This is a genomic window from Advenella sp. FME57, from assembly GCF_014897675.1.
GTDB lineage: Bacteria > Pseudomonadota > Gammaproteobacteria > Burkholderiales > Burkholderiaceae_B > Advenella.
Map to the genome: position 1 here is coordinate 35,854 of NZ_JABUXU010000019.1, position 14,437 is coordinate 50,290.

Sequence of the window (14,437 nt, forward strand, 5' to 3'; positions counted from 1 at the left end):
GTGTATCAACAAGGATGGATAATGAGTCAGGATTCTATACAGCAGTATGATAATCAGGGGCCCGCTACGCCAGCGGTGCTTCCCTCTGATCCGCAAAGACGCTTCTGGCTGGGTACAGCCTGTGCGGTCGGTGGTGTGGCAGGAGTGGCAACGGCCGTTCCCTTTGTAGCATCAATGAACCCGTCCGATCGGGCCAAAGCAGCTGGTGCGCCAGTGGAAATCGCGTTGGGCGGCATTGCCCCAGGCGGCATGATCACCGCCGAATGGCAGGGCAAGCCGGTGTGGGTCATCCGCCGTACGCAGGCCATGATTGACGGGCTGACCAAAAACGATTCGCACCTTGCCGATCCAAAGTCCGAGCGTCCTGACTACACCCCCGATTTTGCCAAGAACGAAGGCCGTTCACGCAAGCCGGAATGGTTTATTTGCGTTGGTATCTGCACACACCTGGGCTGTTCTCCTTCACCCCGTTTCGCCATCGGCGGTTCCGAGGGTATGGGTGCCGACTGGGAAGGCGGCTTTCTTTGCCCTTGCCATGGTTCCCATTTTGATCTGGCCGGCCGGGTTTTCAAAAATCAGCCCGCGCCTGACAATCTTCTCATTCCCCCTTATTACTTTATCGACGATAACACCATTATGGTCGGTTTAGAAAAAGCGGAAGGCTGATCCCAATGATCCGTCTGATCTCTTGCCTAGTTAGAAAAGGAGCCCTGTAAAATGGCTGGCGAAAAAGTTGTCGAAACGACAGGATTGTTGGGTTGGGTTGATCGGCGTTTCCCACTGACAAGTCTGTGGAAAGCCCATCTGTCCGAGTATTACGCACCCAAAAACTTCAATTTCTGGTATTTTTTCGGATCACTGGCTCTGCTGGTTCTGGTTATCCAGATCGTGACCGGTATTTTCATGGTCATGCACTACAAACCCGATGCCGCCCTGGCGTTCACATCGGTGGAATACATCATGCGCGAAGTGCCGTATGGCTGGATCATCCGCTATATGCACTCTACCGGCGCTTCCATGTTCTTTGTGGTCGTGTATCTGCACATGTTGCGTGGCCTGTTCTACGGCTCCTATCGTAAACCGCGCGAACTGGTCTGGATCTTCGGCGTGGCCATTTTCCTCTGTCTGATGGCGGAAGCCTTCTTCGGTTATCTGCTGCCATGGGGTCAAATGTCATTCTGGGGCGCCCAGGTGATTGTGAATCTGTTCTCCGCCATTCCTTATGTCGGTCCTGACCTGTCCATCTGGATTCGTGGCGACTTCGTCGTATCCGATGCCACACTCAACCGCTTCTTTGCTTTCCACGTGATTGCCATTCCGCTGGTGCTCATTGGTCTGGTCGCTGCCCACCTTATCGCCCTGCATGAAGTTGGCTCGAACAACCCGGACGGCATTGAAATCAAAGAGAAGAAAGATGCCAGCGGTCGTCCGCTGGACGGCATTCCCTTTCATCCGTACTATTCCGTACACGATTTGATGGGCGTTGTCGGTTTTCTCATTGTTTTTGCCGCAATCATGTTCTTTGCGCCAACCATGGGTGGTTACTTCCTGGAAGCCAATAACTTCCTGCCGGCCGATGCATTCAAGACACCGCCGCATATTGCGCCTGTCTGGTATTTCACGCCGTTCTACTCCATGCTGCGTGCAACAACAGATGAATTTACCTGGGTGCTGGTTGCCCTGGCGCTGATCTTTGCCGTAGGCCTGCTGTTTAGCAAAAATCTCAAGGGTGTCTGGAAAATCATTTTCCCGGTTATTCTGGTGCTGGTTGCGGTTGCCCTGCGTGTCTACGATGCGAAATTCTGGGGTGTGGTTATTATGGGTGGCACCGTGGTCATCCTGGGTTTCATGCCTTGGCTTGATCATTCCCCGGTCAAATCAATCCGCTACCGTCCAGGCTGGCACAAGCTGGTGTATGCGGTATTCCTGATCAACTTCGTGATCCTGGGCATCATTGGTACGAAGGCGCCAGGTCCTGTCCTGAATATTATTTCTCAAGTGGGTACACTGATTTACCTGGTTTTCTTCCTGTTCATGCCAATCTGGAGCCGGCTGGGCACGTTCAAGAAAGTCCCTGATCGTGTGACCTTCCATCCCCACTAAGTTGAAAAATACAGGAATGAACATGTTTAAAAAGTTAATAGGCGCATTGTTATTGGTCGTCACTTTTGCCACTCCTGTCCTGGCCGCCGAAGGCGGCATGGAGTGGGATCGTGCCCCCAACCGTGTCAATCATCTGCCTTCTTTGCAAAATGGCGCGAAGCTTTTCGTCAACTACTGTCTGAATTGTCACAGTGCCAATGCCATGCGCTACAACAAGCTCACGGAACTTGGCCTGACCGAAGAGCAGATCAAGGAAAACTTGCTGTTTACCGGCGATAAGGTCGGTGAACTCATGCACGTTGCCATGAGCCCGGCTGACGCCAAAGCCTGGTTTGGTGCAGCTCCGCCTGACCTGTCGGTCATGGCGCGCGCCAAGGCTGCCAATATGGGCCAGGACGGTACTGACTACATCTACACCTACCTGCGTACGTTCTACCGCGATGCGTCCCGTCCTTTGGGCTGGAACAACCTGCTGTTCCCGAACGTAGGTATGCCGCATGCCATGTGGAACCTGCAAGGGCCGCGCGAACTGGAAACTGTCGACATCCATCCTGTGGAAAAAGACGGCAAGCAGGAATGGCGCAAGATCATCACGAAAGTGGACTCCGAAGGCTTCAAGTCTGTCGTGAGCGACGAGCCCCTGCCTGAGTATCATGGCAGTGCATCGTCACACTCGACACTGAAGTATCTGGATCCATCCAAACAGGCGCAGTTTGATAACGACGTTGCTGACCTGACCGCATTTCTGGGCTGGATGTCCGAGCCGGAACAACTGCTGCGCAAGAAGGTGGGCGTATGGGTGCTGTTGTTCCTCGGACTGTTCTTTATCGTTGTCTGGAGGCTGAACGCGTCTTACTGGAAACACGTTAAGTAAGCGTTGTCGGTGGCAGTCGGGGGGAGTGCAAAACCCTCCCTTTGTTGCCGATGTCAGAACCACTGTGATTCGGGTCAGTGCTTGTTGTATGATGGCACTGACCTTTTCTTTTTTTTATTTTTTGCGGGAGACTGCACACCATGATGGTGCTATATTCTGGAACCACGTGTCCATTTTCTCAACGCTGCCGTTTCGTCCTGTACGAAAAAGGCATGGACTTTGAGGTTCGTGATATTGACCTGTTCAACAAGCCCGAGGATATCTCGGTCATGAACCCCTACGGTCGCGTGCCCATCCTGGTAGAGCGCGACCTGATTCTGTACGAATCCAATATTATCAATGAGTACATTGACGAGCGTTTTCCGCATCCTCAACTGATGCCTGCTGACCCGGTCATGCGCGCGCGTACCCGCTTGTTCCTGCATAATTTTGAAAAAGAGCTGTTTGTTCACGTTGGGGTGCTGGAAGATCGTTCTGCCCGTTCCGACGAGAAGAAGCTGGAAAATGCCCGCCGCATGATCCGCGACCGTCTGTCTCAGTTAGCGCCATTGCTGATCAAAAATCGCTACATGCTGGGTGAAGAGTTCTCCATGCTGGATGTGACCATGGCGCCGCTGCTGTGGCGTCTGGACCATTACGGTATCGAGTTGCCCAAAAATGCAGCGCCGATCCAGAAATACGCTGAGCGGATTTTCTCGCGCCCGGCATATATCGAGGCCTTGACGCCGTCAGAAAAGGTAATGCGTCGCTGATCCATTCCGGGACAGTTAACACAGCCGCAGACAAAAGGAAAGTGAATGGAAAAACCATCTACCAAACCATATCTGTTGCGTGCCTGGCATGAGTGGTGTACCGATGCCGGCTACACCCCTCATCTGGTGGTCCATGTCGATGCGGCCTGCCAGGTACCCAGGGAGTTTATCCGTGATGAACGCATTACTTTGAATGTGGGCGCCATGGCAACCAATCGCCTGATCATGGGCAATGACTGGATCGAGTTTCAGGCAAGATTTGGCGGGTCTTCGCGGCAAATTTCCGTCCCCGTGGCGCGCGTCGAAGCGATTTATGCACGCGAGACACAGGAAGGGATGCAGTTCGAGGTCGAAGAGTACGATTTGACCGACATGGGTTCCGATGCGCATGATCCGTCATCGCCAGACGACGATCCTCCACCGTCGCCCACACCGAAAGAAAAGGCGCCCTGGCTTAAGGTAGTCAAGTAATCAGGTCGCCCTGGTCGGCAGTGGCCAGTGCTGGCGCCATGCCATGGCCAGGCCCGTGCAAACTGTGCAGGCAACGGTCCGGATGGCGTTTTTGCAGCTAAAACAAGACATGAATGTGACTTTTTTGACCCTGTATGTCGTAAAACTGGACTTTTCCCGCCAGCTTCACATATAATCTTTCTTTCGCCGGTTTAGCTCAGTTGGTAGAGCAGCTGATTTGTAATCAGAAGGTCGAGGGTTCAACTCCTTTAACCGGCACCAGAATTTCAAACGCCCCGTCTTCAGTCATGCCCTTGGTATGTTGATTGCGGGGCTTTTGTTTTGGCCAGCCAAAAATGGGTGCTTTGTGGGCTAAGGTTTTATTTTATCGGCGGCCTGCCAGAAGATATCGCTTCGTCCTGCACACTGATTCAGAACCCGGGCGATCACGAACAGGCAATCGGATAGCCGGTTCAGATAATGTCGGGCCGCGTCGCTGACAGGTTCGGCAGCATTGACGGCGACCACGCTGCGTTCGGCGCGCCGACAGACGCTGCGGCATACATGTGCCTGCGCAGCCGCCACGCAGCCGCCGGGCAGGATGAATTCGCGCAATGGGGGTAGGGTCGTATGATACGTTTGCACCGCCTGCTCCAGCATCGTGACGTGATCTTCGGCCAGCGCGGTATAGCCCGGCACGCTAAGCTCTGCGCCCAGATCAAACAGTCGGTGCTGCACCTGTTGCAGCAATTGGATAATGTCTTGCTGCAGGGACGGTTCAGCCAGGAGCAGCCCAAGCTGGCTGTTGAGTTCGTCTACATCGCCGATAGCCTGAATGCGGATACTGTTTTTGGAGATACGCGAACCGTCACCCAGGCCGGTGGTGCCATCGTCGCCGGTTTTAGTAATGATTGAAGTTAGTCGGTCGTTCATGGTGCTCAGAAGCTCCTTTTGATTAGTGAAGACACATTGCCTATATCCTTATCGCGCAACCTGGGGCAGTTCGTAGTTCATCTGCAGCTGCATCCACAATTGCGCTGTGCCTGCGCCGGCTTTTTCCAGACGCGCCGCCATATCAGGACTCACGCCATGATGGCCGTTGAGCAGCCGCGATAACGTTAATCGGGACACGCCAAGCCGGGCGGCCGCCTCGGTGATATCCAGGCCTGAAGGTTCGATGACATCTGTTCGAATCAACTGGCCTGGATGAGGGTGTTTTTTCATCATAAAGAATCCCTTTTCAGTGGTAATCCACAGAATTGATCAGCTGCACATCAGTCCCAATAAATCGGAAGATAACGCGCCAGTTTGCGCTAACGGTGATCGCAAAATAGCTCTGCCATTGGCTTTAGAATGGATGTAGTCTCAGTCCTGGCAGGCTCAGACATTGTGGCGAATCTGCTGCATCACGGTAAGCCAGCAACGGATGCGGCCTGTTCGTGTGAGAAGCCAGCGCTTCTTTGGCGGAGCCTGTTTTGTACAGGATTTGCCGTCCTTTATGTTTGAATAAGACGAACATGTGGGTTTACGAAGATATTTTTATTGTGTCGTAATCATAATCACGGCACAAGTTTCAGAACCAACAAGTTTGGCGTATATTATGCAGTTATGCAATTGGGAAATTTTGCCCTGTCGTGGATCTGTATTGCGATGCAGGCTAAGTGCCTCGCAGCCTGAAGCGCCATGTAACGACTGAAACGTACCCTTTTCGTCGGACACGGTCTTTTGCCCTAAAATGAAGGTTGAAATGCAAACACCGGAGATGCGCATGAAAAAGTCAATTGCAACTGTGATGTTGGGGCTGGCCGCAGCCATGGCTGTCACCAGCGTCGCTCACGCCCAGGAAACGGGGCGAGGCAGCGGAGAAGTGCGCCGCATTCAACCTGAACAGGGCAAGATTGCCATCAAGCAGGACGCCATCAGCGATCTGAAGTTGCCGGCCATGACGCTGTCCTACAAGATCGATGCCGCGCTGCTCAAGGATATCAAGCCTGGTGATTCGGTCAGTTTTACTGCCGAACGGGTCGGCAAGGACTACGTCATCAAGGAAATCAGCAACTAGCCTGAAGACCTTGCCGGGGGCGTTGGTCGTGGCAATGGCTCGTTGTACGCCAGTGCAGTATCCAGACAGACGCCGCAGTTTAAAGCGGTGCAGGCAGCGCAGGGCAGGCACAGAAGAGCGAAAGTGCTTTGGGTGTGAGCGCGTGTGCTTGTGCCCGCAGACCCCGGTAAAATCCTCTATCGGCGTATTCTGCAATAACCACCCTGTTCATTTTCCAGTCTGCCGCGAGTCCTGCGTGATGTGCAGATCATCGGGCCAATGTACGCGAGCCAGTGGCTGATGCAAAAAAAGGTGCAGGACTCATATGAGTGCCTGCACCTTTTCGTTTTCAGCCGTATTGCCGACTGCAATTGCTTACAGTACGTAGCGTGCCAGATCCTGGCTGCTGGCGGCTTCTTCCAGCTTGCTGTTGACATAGGCGGCGTCGATTTTGACGACTTTGCCGCTGCTGGTGGTCGCATCGAATGACAGATCTTCCAACAGTTTTTCCATGACGGTATAAAGTCGACGTGCACCGATGTTTTCGGTGCGCTCGTTGACGTCAAAAGCCAGTTCCGCCAGGCGATGGATGCCTTCGTCAGTAAAATCCAGTGCTACGTCTTCGGTGGCCATCAACGCGGTGTACTGCTTGGTCAGGGACGCATCGGTGTCTGACAGAATGCGGACGAAGTCGGCGGTGTTCAGCGAATCGAGCTCTACCCGGATGGGGAAGCGGCCCTGCAATTCGGGGATCAGGTCCGAAGGACGGGACAGGTGAAATGCGCCCGAGGCGATGAACAGAATGTGATCTGTACGCACCATGCCGTATTTGGTATTGACGGTCGTGCCTTCTACCAATGGCAGCAGGTCGCGCTGCACACCCTGGCGGGAAACATCGCCACCGCTGTTTTCCTGACGGGTCGCGATCTTGTCGATTTCATCGAGAAAGACGATGCCCTGCTGCTCGGCGTTTTTTACCGCAGCGGTACGGATTTCCTCTTCATTGACCCGTTTGGCGGCTTCTTCGTCCACCAGTAGCTTGAAGGCGTTTTTGATGGTCATTTTCGACGTCTTTTTTTTCTCCCGACTCAGACCAGCAAACATGCCCTTGAGCTGCTCGGTCATGTCTTCCATGCCCGGTGGCGCCATGATTTCCATTTGCGGCATGGCTTGGTTCACTTCGATTTCAATCTCTGTGTCATCCAGCTGTCCTTCGCGCAGTTTCTTGCGAAAGGTCTGGCGGGCAGTATTTTCCTGACGCAGTGGTTCGCCGTTGCTGTCGCGCGGTGGCGCTACCAGAACGTCCAGGATCCGGTCTTCTGCTGCATCTTCGGCCTGGGTCCGCACCCTGCGTGTTTCCATCTCACGGGTCTGCTTGATGGAGATCTCGACCAGATCACGAATAATGGTGTCGACATCGCGACCGACATAACCCACTTCAGTGAATTTGGTGGCCTCGATCTTGATGAACGGGGCATTGGCCAGCTTGGCCAGGCGCCGTGCGATCTCTGTTTTGCCGACCCCGGTGGGGCCAATCATGAGAATATTCTTGGGGTGAATTTCGTTGCGCAAGGGCTCGGGCACCTGCTGGCGACGCCAGCGGTTGCGCAGGGCAACGGCGACAGATTTTTTTGCCTTGTTCTGTCCGACAATGTTTTTGTCCAGTTCAGAGACAATTTCTTTGGGGGTCATGACACTCGCTGACATTCTGATATTTCCGATTAGAGTGTTTCAACAATATGGTTGCTGTTGGTGTAAATGCACAGATCGCCTGCAATTTCCAGGGACTTTTTGACCACCACATCAGGCGCCAGGTCGGTATTTTGCAATAGCGCCAGGGCTGCTGACTGTGCATAGGCGCCACCGGAGCCGATGGCAGCGATGCCGTTTTCGGGTTCCAGTACGTCGCCGTTTCCGGTCAAAATAAGGGTGTGTTCGGCATCCGCCACGATCAGCATGGCTTCGAGCCGGCGCAATATGCGATCGGTGCGCCAGTCGCGGGTCAGTTCGACCGCAGAGCGCATCAGGTTGCCTTGGTGTTTTTCAAGCTTGGCTTCAAAGCGTTCCTGAAGCGTAAAGGCGTCGGCCGTCGCACCTGCGAAGCCGGCCAGAATTTTATCGTGGTATAAGCGGCGGATTTTGCGGGCAGTGCCTTTGATGACAATATTGCCCAGAGTGACCTGGCCATCGCCGCCGAGCGCGACCTGATTGCCGCGTCGGGCACAGACGATGGTAGTAGCGTGAAATTGTTCCATAGAGCCTTCCTGTTGTTTCCCTAGTTAGATAGGGGCGGCACAGAAAGATTTCAAGGAACCCGGATCAATTAATTAATCACCGTACATTTTCTGGCGTTTTTCGCGCCGTTCCTGGGCTTCCAGCGACAAAGTGGCGGTTGGACGGGCCAGCAGACGGCGCAGGCCGATAGGTTCGCCGGTTTCTTCGCACCAGCCGTAGTCACGCGACTCGATATGGGCAAGCGATTGCTGTACTTTCTTGAGCAGCTTGCGTTCGCGATCCCGGGTGCGCAATTCCAGTGCGTGTTCCTCTTCAATCGTGGCGCGGTCGGCCGGATCAGGCACGAACTGGGTTTCACGCAGATTTTCGGTGGTTACGCCTGCATTATTGATGATCTCGTCTTCCAGGCGCTTTAAGCGGTCGCGGAAAAACGCCAGTTGCTCATCGTTCATATAGTCAGATTCGGGCATGGCGAGCAGTTGCTCTTCAGTCAGAAGAGGGGCTTGCGTTGTTGCATCTGTTTTTTTAGCTGCCTTAGCCATAAAACACTCCATATATCACTTCAATAATGTTGAATATAGCGCACAATGGATTGAGATTGCGTGATCACATGTGTGCGCAATATGATGCTTCAGTGTCCGCTATTTCTGTACCAGACACTGGTTCAGCCCGTTAAGGATGACATCCTTGGGCAATTTACGGCCAATAAACACCATGGTGTTGGAGGGCTTCTCCTTAGGCCCCCATGGTTTACCGGGTTCTGCACCCATTAGCATGTGCACACCCTGGAAGATCATGCGCTGGCGCATACCTTTCATGTAGAGAATCCCTTTGTAACGATACAGGTCGGGACCGAACACCTGCACGACACCGCTTAAGAACTCTTCAAGGCGTTCCGGTATGAACGGTTTTTCGGATTTGAAAACAAAGGCGCCGATTTCATCATCATGGTGAGCGTGATGATGATCGTGATGGTGGTGGTCGTGGTCGTGATGTTCGCCATGCGCGTGGCCGTGATCATGATCGTGCCCATGATCATGATCGTGATCGTGCGCCGCATCGGGGTGTTCTTCTTTCAGAAACTCGGGATCAATGTCAAGAATGGTATTCAGGTTAAAGCCGCTGATGTCCAGTACCTTATTGATATCGATTTGGCCAAATTGAACCGGCATGATTTCGGCGCGCGGGTTCATATGCAGCAACCGATGGCGCAGGGCGCTGTATTCCTGGTCTGTGACCAGGTCTTTCTTGGACACCAGGATGCGATCGGCAAACCCGACCTGTTTTTGGGCTTCAGGCTGGGTGTCCAGCGTTTCCATGCCGTGCTTGGCATCGACCACCGTAATCACGGCATCGAGCCGATAGAAAGCGGCGACGCTGTCGTCCATGAAGAATGTCTGGCAAACCGGGCCGGGGTTGGCTACGCCGGTGGTTTCGATCACCACGCGTTCGAATTTCAACTCGCCTTTCTGATGGCGAATTTTAAGATCGTTGAGCGTGTTCAGCAGATCGCCGCGAACAGTGCAGCAGACACAGCCGTTGGACAACTCGATAATCTGCTCGTCGCTATCCTGCACCAGAAGTTCATTATCTATGCTTTCCGGTCCGAATTCATTTTCGATGACGGCGATGCGGTTGCCGTGATATTCGGTCAGGATGCGTTTCAGGAGTGTGGTTTTACCTGCCCCCAGAAAACCGGTAAGAACGGTGACAGGGATCATTTTATCTGCTTGTGCTTGCGTTTTGGTCATAGCGTTTTAAACGTCTTACCGGCAACAGAAACCGGCCGGTTCTAAAAAGACGTTCCTAAAGTCAATCGCAGGATTACATCATAGCTTTGCGAAAGTCGCAAACGTTAATTGTTTCTCGAAGAAAATAAACCTCAATACTGAGGATAAACCCTAAGATCTTGATTTGTGTAATGAAATTTACATTCTGGTATGCCTGGCAATAATAATGGATGTTCATCGGCCGCCTCTTGCGAAAGAGGGTGGCGATATTGTGTCGTACTCGCGCCTATTTCCGAACGCCTGTTCCGTGCAATCGGCCTGTTTATTCCGCAAGGGCGGGTTAGCGTCGGTTTCAGCCAGGGCAGCCGTGTTGCGGTGGGCTGCCGGTTTCAATCATGGGGCCGAGGCCGTTTCGTCCTGTTTTTGGCTGCAGTCTTTGCACATGGCGCGCAGTTCGGTTTCGCTTGTTGTCTGAATGAAACCGGCTGCATGTATCATGTCCTGCAACTGGTGGCTGATAAGCGGGGCGCTCAGTTCGGCGACCTTGCCGCAACGCGTGCAGACAATCAACAGGTCGTGGTGGTGACCCGATACGTCCTGGCAGGCGGTCCAGGCATTGACGGCATCCAGTCGGTGGATCAGGCCTTCTTCAACCAGGAAATCCAGGGCGCGGTAAACCGTGGGAGGTTTGGCCTGCGGATACAGCTGCTTCATGGCCTCCAGCAGTTCGTAGGCTTTCAGGCTGCGGCCTGCTTCCAGCAACAGGGTGAGCACGTGCTGGCGAATCGGTGTCAGGCGGGTGCCGCGTTGCTCGCAATGGCGAATGGCTTCCAGCAACTGATAGGCCACAGAGTGGGCATGGGCGCCATGCTGGTGCATCTGTTCCGGGTGATCTGTATCGGGTGGCGTTCTGGGGGTCATGTGACAGGCAATCGTTGAGCGGGGATGGTTGGAATGATACTGCCATCGCCAGCGAGGAGGAAGTTTTCAGGCTATTTTAGGCCATTTCAGCGCCTAATTTGTGTATTATGATATAACATATCATTTTGGAAGAATGGTGCGGCAGGGATAAGGATGCCGGCGGCACGCAATTGAGGGTGCGGCCGCAGAGCGTTCAGGCAGTTGCAGCGTAGGTGTAATTCAGCGCAGTGTATTCAATGCTGTTTAAGGGACGCTCGGGCAGTTTTTACTCAGACGTACGACCGCTAACTCATCCGGCTGATCCATCCATTAACATATTCGTTAAATCAGACAACTATGCACAATGATATCCTGTTCCCGACCTTGCGGCGCGTCTATCCCACAGTGACAGGGATGCCTTTTGTCGAGCAGGCGCGCGCCCAAGCTGCTGATACCGTACCGGCGGCATCCGTCGCAGGCCGGCGTGGTTCGTTTTCTTCAACTGGCGACGCATTGCGCATGCCGGCCGATTCAACTTCCACGGTTTTTCTGGCATCAGCCGTTGGCAGGCTGGGGCCCGTGCTGGGCGTCATCCTGCTGTTATGGGGCCTGATCGCCTGGTCGGCCGGCTGGCTGGGCGCGATTGCCGGCTGATTGCCCGCATCCGCACTTTCCGATTCTTACTGACACCATGCCCATGCCCTCCGCGACAAACAGCGCCTGTGTTGACCGTCCCGTTGCAGCGGCGTCAACCGCGGCCAGGCCGGTGATTCGGCTTGACGACGTGACCGTAGGCTGGAATGGGGTGTCGGCGCTCAGCGGCGTGACGGGCACCTTTGTAGAGGGCTCACTGACAGCGATCCTGGGCCCCAATGGCGCCGGTAAATCGACACTGCTCAAGACAGTAACAGGGCAACTGACGGCGCGCACCGGCAGGGTAACGATCCACGATCCTTTCCGGGGCGGTATTTCCCTGCTGCCGCAAATCAGCGAAATTGATCGCAGCTTTCCAATTACCACCTATGATCTGGTCTCCATGGGGGCCTGGCGCCGCGTGGGCGCCTTCCGGCGCTATGACAAGGGCGAGCGCCAGCGCATTCATGACGCGCTGGCCACCGTCGGGCTGACAGATAAATCCCGCGACCTGATTTCCAGCCTGTCCGGCGGACAAATGCAACGTGCGCTGTTTGCCCGTCTTATCGTGTGCGATGCGCCGGTCATGATCCTGGACGAGCCTTTTACTGCTGTCGATGAGGGAACCTGCGACTTGCTGCTGCAGATTCTCCTGGATTGGCATCGCGAAGGGCGCACCGTGCTGGTGGTGCTGCATGATGCTGCGCTGGTGCGCCAGTGCTTTCCCCAAACGCTGCTGTTGGCGCGGCAGGTTGTGGGCTGGGGCGACACCGCCAGCGTTCTGACCGAAGCCAATCTGGACCAGGCCCGCTCGCTGGCGCTGGGAGGGTTCTGATGATCGAGGCGGTTGTTGCGGCGCTGCTTACGCCTTTTACCGAATTTGCGTTTATGAGCCGGGCCTTGTTCGGTTCGATATTCGTGTCGCTGGCCGCGGGGCCGCTGGGGGTATTTTTGATTTTGCGGCGCATGAGCCTGATGGCCGATTCCATGTCGCACGCCATTTTGCCCGGCGTGGCGGTGGCATTTCTGCTGGCCGGCGTTTCCATGACGGCAATGCTGGTCGGTGGCCTGGCTACCGGTTTGCTGGTTGCCGTGCTTGCAGGGAGCGTGGCCCGCTCAACCGGCCTGAAAGAGGACGCCAGTTTTGCCGCTTTTTACCTGATATCACTGGGCCTTGGTGTGTTGTTGATTTCTCTGAAGGGCTCCAATCTGGACCTATTGCACGTGCTGTTCGGCACTGTGCTGGGGCTCGATGACAGTCATCTGGTTTTCATCATGTGCGTCTCCAGTGTGACGCTGGTTGTGCTTGCGCTGATGTACCGGCCGCTGGTCATCGAGTGTCTTGATCCGGCTTTTCTGAAAATGGAAGGTGGAGGCGGCTCGCTGGTTCATGGCGGCTTTCTGATTCTGCTGGTGGTCAATCTGGTGGCCGGCTATCAGGTCATGGGCACTCTGTTGGTGGTGGGGATGATGATGCTGCCGGCCGCTGCGGCGCGCTTTTGGGGGCGTACGCTGGGGCGGCAACTGGTCCTGGCGGTGTGTCTGGGCGTTGTGGCCTCTTATATCGGCCTGGTGCTGTCCTATCACTTCGGTCTGCCGGCTTCCAGCGCCATCATTCTGTCAGCGGGCGCCTTGTACATCCTGTCAATGCTATTTGGCAATCAGCACGGCCTGCTGCGATCTGGCCGCTAGTACAAAATCCTTATTTCTCCTTATCGGTTTCGTCCATTTTGGCACGGGGATGCGCCTTGTCGTACACCTGGGCCAGATGCTGAAAATCCAGCCTGGTATAAATTTGCGTGGTGGCAATATTGGCGTGCCCCAGCATTTCCTGCACCGCACGCAGGTCCTGCGCCGATTGCAGGACGTGGCTGGCAAAACTGTGACGCAGTACGTGAGGATGAACCTGCGCGGGAATGCCGCTGCGCATGCTCAGTTTTTTCAGTTGCAATTGAACCACCCGCGGGGCAATGCGGCGACCGCGAGCGCCCAGAAATACGGCGGACTGATCGTCTGTCGTGCTACCTGGCGGCAGCAATTTATGCCTGACGGTCAGCCATTGCGTCAGGGCGCCGATGGCGGTGCGGCCCAACGGCACGCTGCGCGTTTTACCGCCTTTGCCGGTGACCGTGACCTCGCCTTCATCCAGGTTGAGCCAGCTGACCGATTCATAGCCGTCCTTGCGGGTGTAATGAATGTCCAGGCTGACCAGTTCGGCCAGACGCAAGCCGCTGGAATAGAGTACTTCGAACATGGCCTGATCGCGCAGGTCGGCCGGTTCCGTGCCGGTGGCCACGGTCGGATGGTCCAGCAGCGCCTGGGTTTGCTCCACCGATAGCGCCTTGGGAAGCGAGCGGGCGATCTTGGGCGTCTTTACATCCAGGGCAGGATTGACTTTGACCGTGGTCTGGGGAATCCACCATTGATAAAAGCCGCGCCAGGCCGACAGAATCCGCGCCAGGCTGCGCGGGCTGTAATCCTGGGCATGTAGCCGTGCGATGGCGTGTCGGATCTGCGCATTGCTCAGATTCTCGGCGGGGATGTCCGGGTAGAAACCCAGCAACAGCACCAGATCACGCCGATAGGCCGACAGCGTGTGGCTGGCATACCGCTGGTTGGTCTGCAGATAGGCCAGCCATTTTTCCATTGAATCGGGCAGAATGCGTGTCATGGCGCTTCCCATAGGTACTGCTGCACCTGGCCGAAAGACGGTGTGGCA

Annotated in this window: 17 protein-coding genes and 1 tRNA gene; 10 read left to right on the forward strand and 8 right to left on the reverse strand. The window is 54.9% G+C overall.

The features are described 5' to 3' along the window. Positions 1-21: 21 nt before the first annotated feature. The 6 genes from petA (at position 22) to INT32_RS18640 (ending at position 4,461) form a co-directional block, all read left to right on the forward strand. The gene (gene petA / locus INT32_RS18615) at positions 22-666 is read left to right on the forward strand and encodes a ubiquinol-cytochrome c reductase iron-sulfur subunit (RefSeq protein WP_193090206.1); all 645 of its coding nucleotides are present in this window, start codon (positions 22-24) and stop codon (positions 664-666) included. Between the two features lie 51 nt (positions 667-717). Then, positions 718-2,103, forward strand: a complete 1,386-nt coding sequence (locus INT32_RS18620; RefSeq protein WP_193090207.1) for a cytochrome bc complex cytochrome b subunit — start codon at positions 718-720, stop codon at positions 2,101-2,103. Positions 2,104-2,125: 22 nt separating this feature from the next. Next, positions 2,126-2,977, forward strand: coding sequence for a cytochrome c1 (locus tag INT32_RS18625; RefSeq protein ID WP_193090208.1), 852 nt, complete (start codon positions 2,126-2,128; stop codon positions 2,975-2,977). 140 nt (positions 2,978-3,117) lie between these two features. Further along, complete coding sequence (locus INT32_RS18630) at positions 3,118-3,729, forward strand: glutathione S-transferase N-terminal domain-containing protein (RefSeq protein ID WP_014749335.1); 612 nt, start codon at positions 3,118-3,120, stop codon at positions 3,727-3,729. 45 nt (positions 3,730-3,774) lie between these two features. Continuing rightward, positions 3,775-4,200, forward strand: a complete 426-nt coding sequence (locus tag INT32_RS18635; RefSeq protein WP_193090209.1) for a ClpXP protease specificity-enhancing factor — start codon at positions 3,775-3,777, stop codon at positions 4,198-4,200. 185 nt (positions 4,201-4,385) lie between these two features. Beyond that, positions 4,386-4,461 (forward strand) — tRNA-Thr (locus tag INT32_RS18640). A gap of 90 nt (positions 4,462-4,551) precedes the next feature. Here the strand turns inward: INT32_RS18640 and INT32_RS18645 are convergent. Both INT32_RS18645 and INT32_RS18650 read right to left on the reverse strand, forming a co-directional pair. Next, complete coding sequence (locus INT32_RS18645; RefSeq protein ID WP_193090210.1) at positions 4,552-5,112, reverse strand: cob(I)yrinic acid a,c-diamide adenosyltransferase; 561 nt, start codon at positions 5,110-5,112, stop codon at positions 4,552-4,554. A gap of 48 nt (positions 5,113-5,160) precedes the next feature. Next, entirely contained in the window at positions 5,161-5,406 is a 246-nt protein-coding gene (locus tag INT32_RS18650; protein ID WP_193090211.1) for a HigA family addiction module antitoxin, read from the reverse strand. 541 nt (positions 5,407-5,947) lie between these two features. On the opposite strand from INT32_RS18650, the gene INT32_RS18655 reads away from it, so the two are divergent. After that, positions 5,948-6,241 carry a copper-binding protein gene (locus tag INT32_RS18655; RefSeq protein ID WP_193090212.1) on the forward strand — a complete coding sequence of 98 codons (294 nt, stop codon included), beginning with the start codon at positions 5,948-5,950 and terminating at the stop codon, positions 6,239-6,241. A 354-nt stretch (positions 6,242-6,595) separates the two neighbouring features. On the opposite strand, the gene hslU is transcribed toward INT32_RS18655, so the two are convergent. The 5 genes from hslU to INT32_RS18680 all read right to left on the reverse strand — a co-directional run bounded on the left by hslU (position 6,596) and on the right by INT32_RS18680 (position 11,064). Next, complete coding sequence (hslU, locus tag INT32_RS18660; protein WP_193090213.1) at positions 6,596-7,927, reverse strand: ATP-dependent protease ATPase subunit HslU; 1,332 nt, start codon at positions 7,925-7,927, stop codon at positions 6,596-6,598. Positions 7,928-7,941: 14 nt separating this feature from the next. After that, on the reverse strand, positions 7,942-8,475 hold the full coding sequence (hslV, locus tag INT32_RS18665; RefSeq protein WP_193090214.1) for an ATP-dependent protease subunit HslV: 534 nt from the start codon (positions 8,473-8,475) through the stop codon (positions 7,942-7,944). Positions 8,476-8,547: 72 nt separating this feature from the next. After that, positions 8,548-8,997 (reverse strand): RNA polymerase-binding protein DksA, encoded by a 450-nt coding sequence (gene dksA, locus INT32_RS18670; protein ID WP_128395925.1) that lies wholly within the window; start codon positions 8,995-8,997, stop codon positions 8,548-8,550. Between the two features lie 99 nt (positions 8,998-9,096). Beyond that, a complete protein-coding gene (locus INT32_RS18675; RefSeq protein WP_193090215.1) occupies positions 9,097-10,206 on the reverse strand; it encodes a GTP-binding protein in 1,110 nt (369 codons plus the stop codon). A gap of 372 nt (positions 10,207-10,578) precedes the next feature. Then, positions 10,579-11,064, reverse strand: coding sequence for a Fur family transcriptional regulator (locus tag INT32_RS18680; RefSeq protein WP_370540259.1), 486 nt, complete (start codon positions 11,062-11,064; stop codon positions 10,579-10,581). Between the two features lie 378 nt (positions 11,065-11,442). Between INT32_RS18680 and INT32_RS18685 the strand changes: the two genes are divergently transcribed. The 3 genes from INT32_RS18685 to INT32_RS18695 are packed head-to-tail and all read left to right on the forward strand — an operon-like array spanning position 11,443 to position 13,410. After that, the gene (locus tag INT32_RS18685; RefSeq protein WP_193090217.1) at positions 11,443-11,739 is read left to right on the forward strand and encodes a hypothetical protein; all 297 of its coding nucleotides are present in this window, start codon (positions 11,443-11,445) and stop codon (positions 11,737-11,739) included. A gap of 37 nt (positions 11,740-11,776) precedes the next feature. Further along, positions 11,777-12,553, forward strand: a complete 777-nt coding sequence (locus tag INT32_RS18690) for a metal ABC transporter ATP-binding protein (protein ID WP_193090218.1) — start codon at positions 11,777-11,779, stop codon at positions 12,551-12,553. Next, positions 12,553-13,410 carry a metal ABC transporter permease gene (locus tag INT32_RS18695; RefSeq protein WP_193090219.1) on the forward strand — a complete coding sequence of 286 codons (858 nt, stop codon included), beginning with the start codon at positions 12,553-12,555 and terminating at the stop codon, positions 13,408-13,410. The genes INT32_RS18690 and INT32_RS18695 overlap by 1 nt, the downstream gene beginning before the upstream one ends. A 10-nt stretch (positions 13,411-13,420) precedes the next feature. Here the strand turns inward: INT32_RS18695 and xerC are convergent, their stop codons facing one another. After that, a complete protein-coding gene (gene xerC, locus INT32_RS18700) occupies positions 13,421-14,389 on the reverse strand; it encodes a tyrosine recombinase XerC (RefSeq protein ID WP_226817276.1) in 969 nt (322 codons plus the stop codon). Between the last annotated feature and the right edge of the window lie 48 nt (positions 14,390-14,437).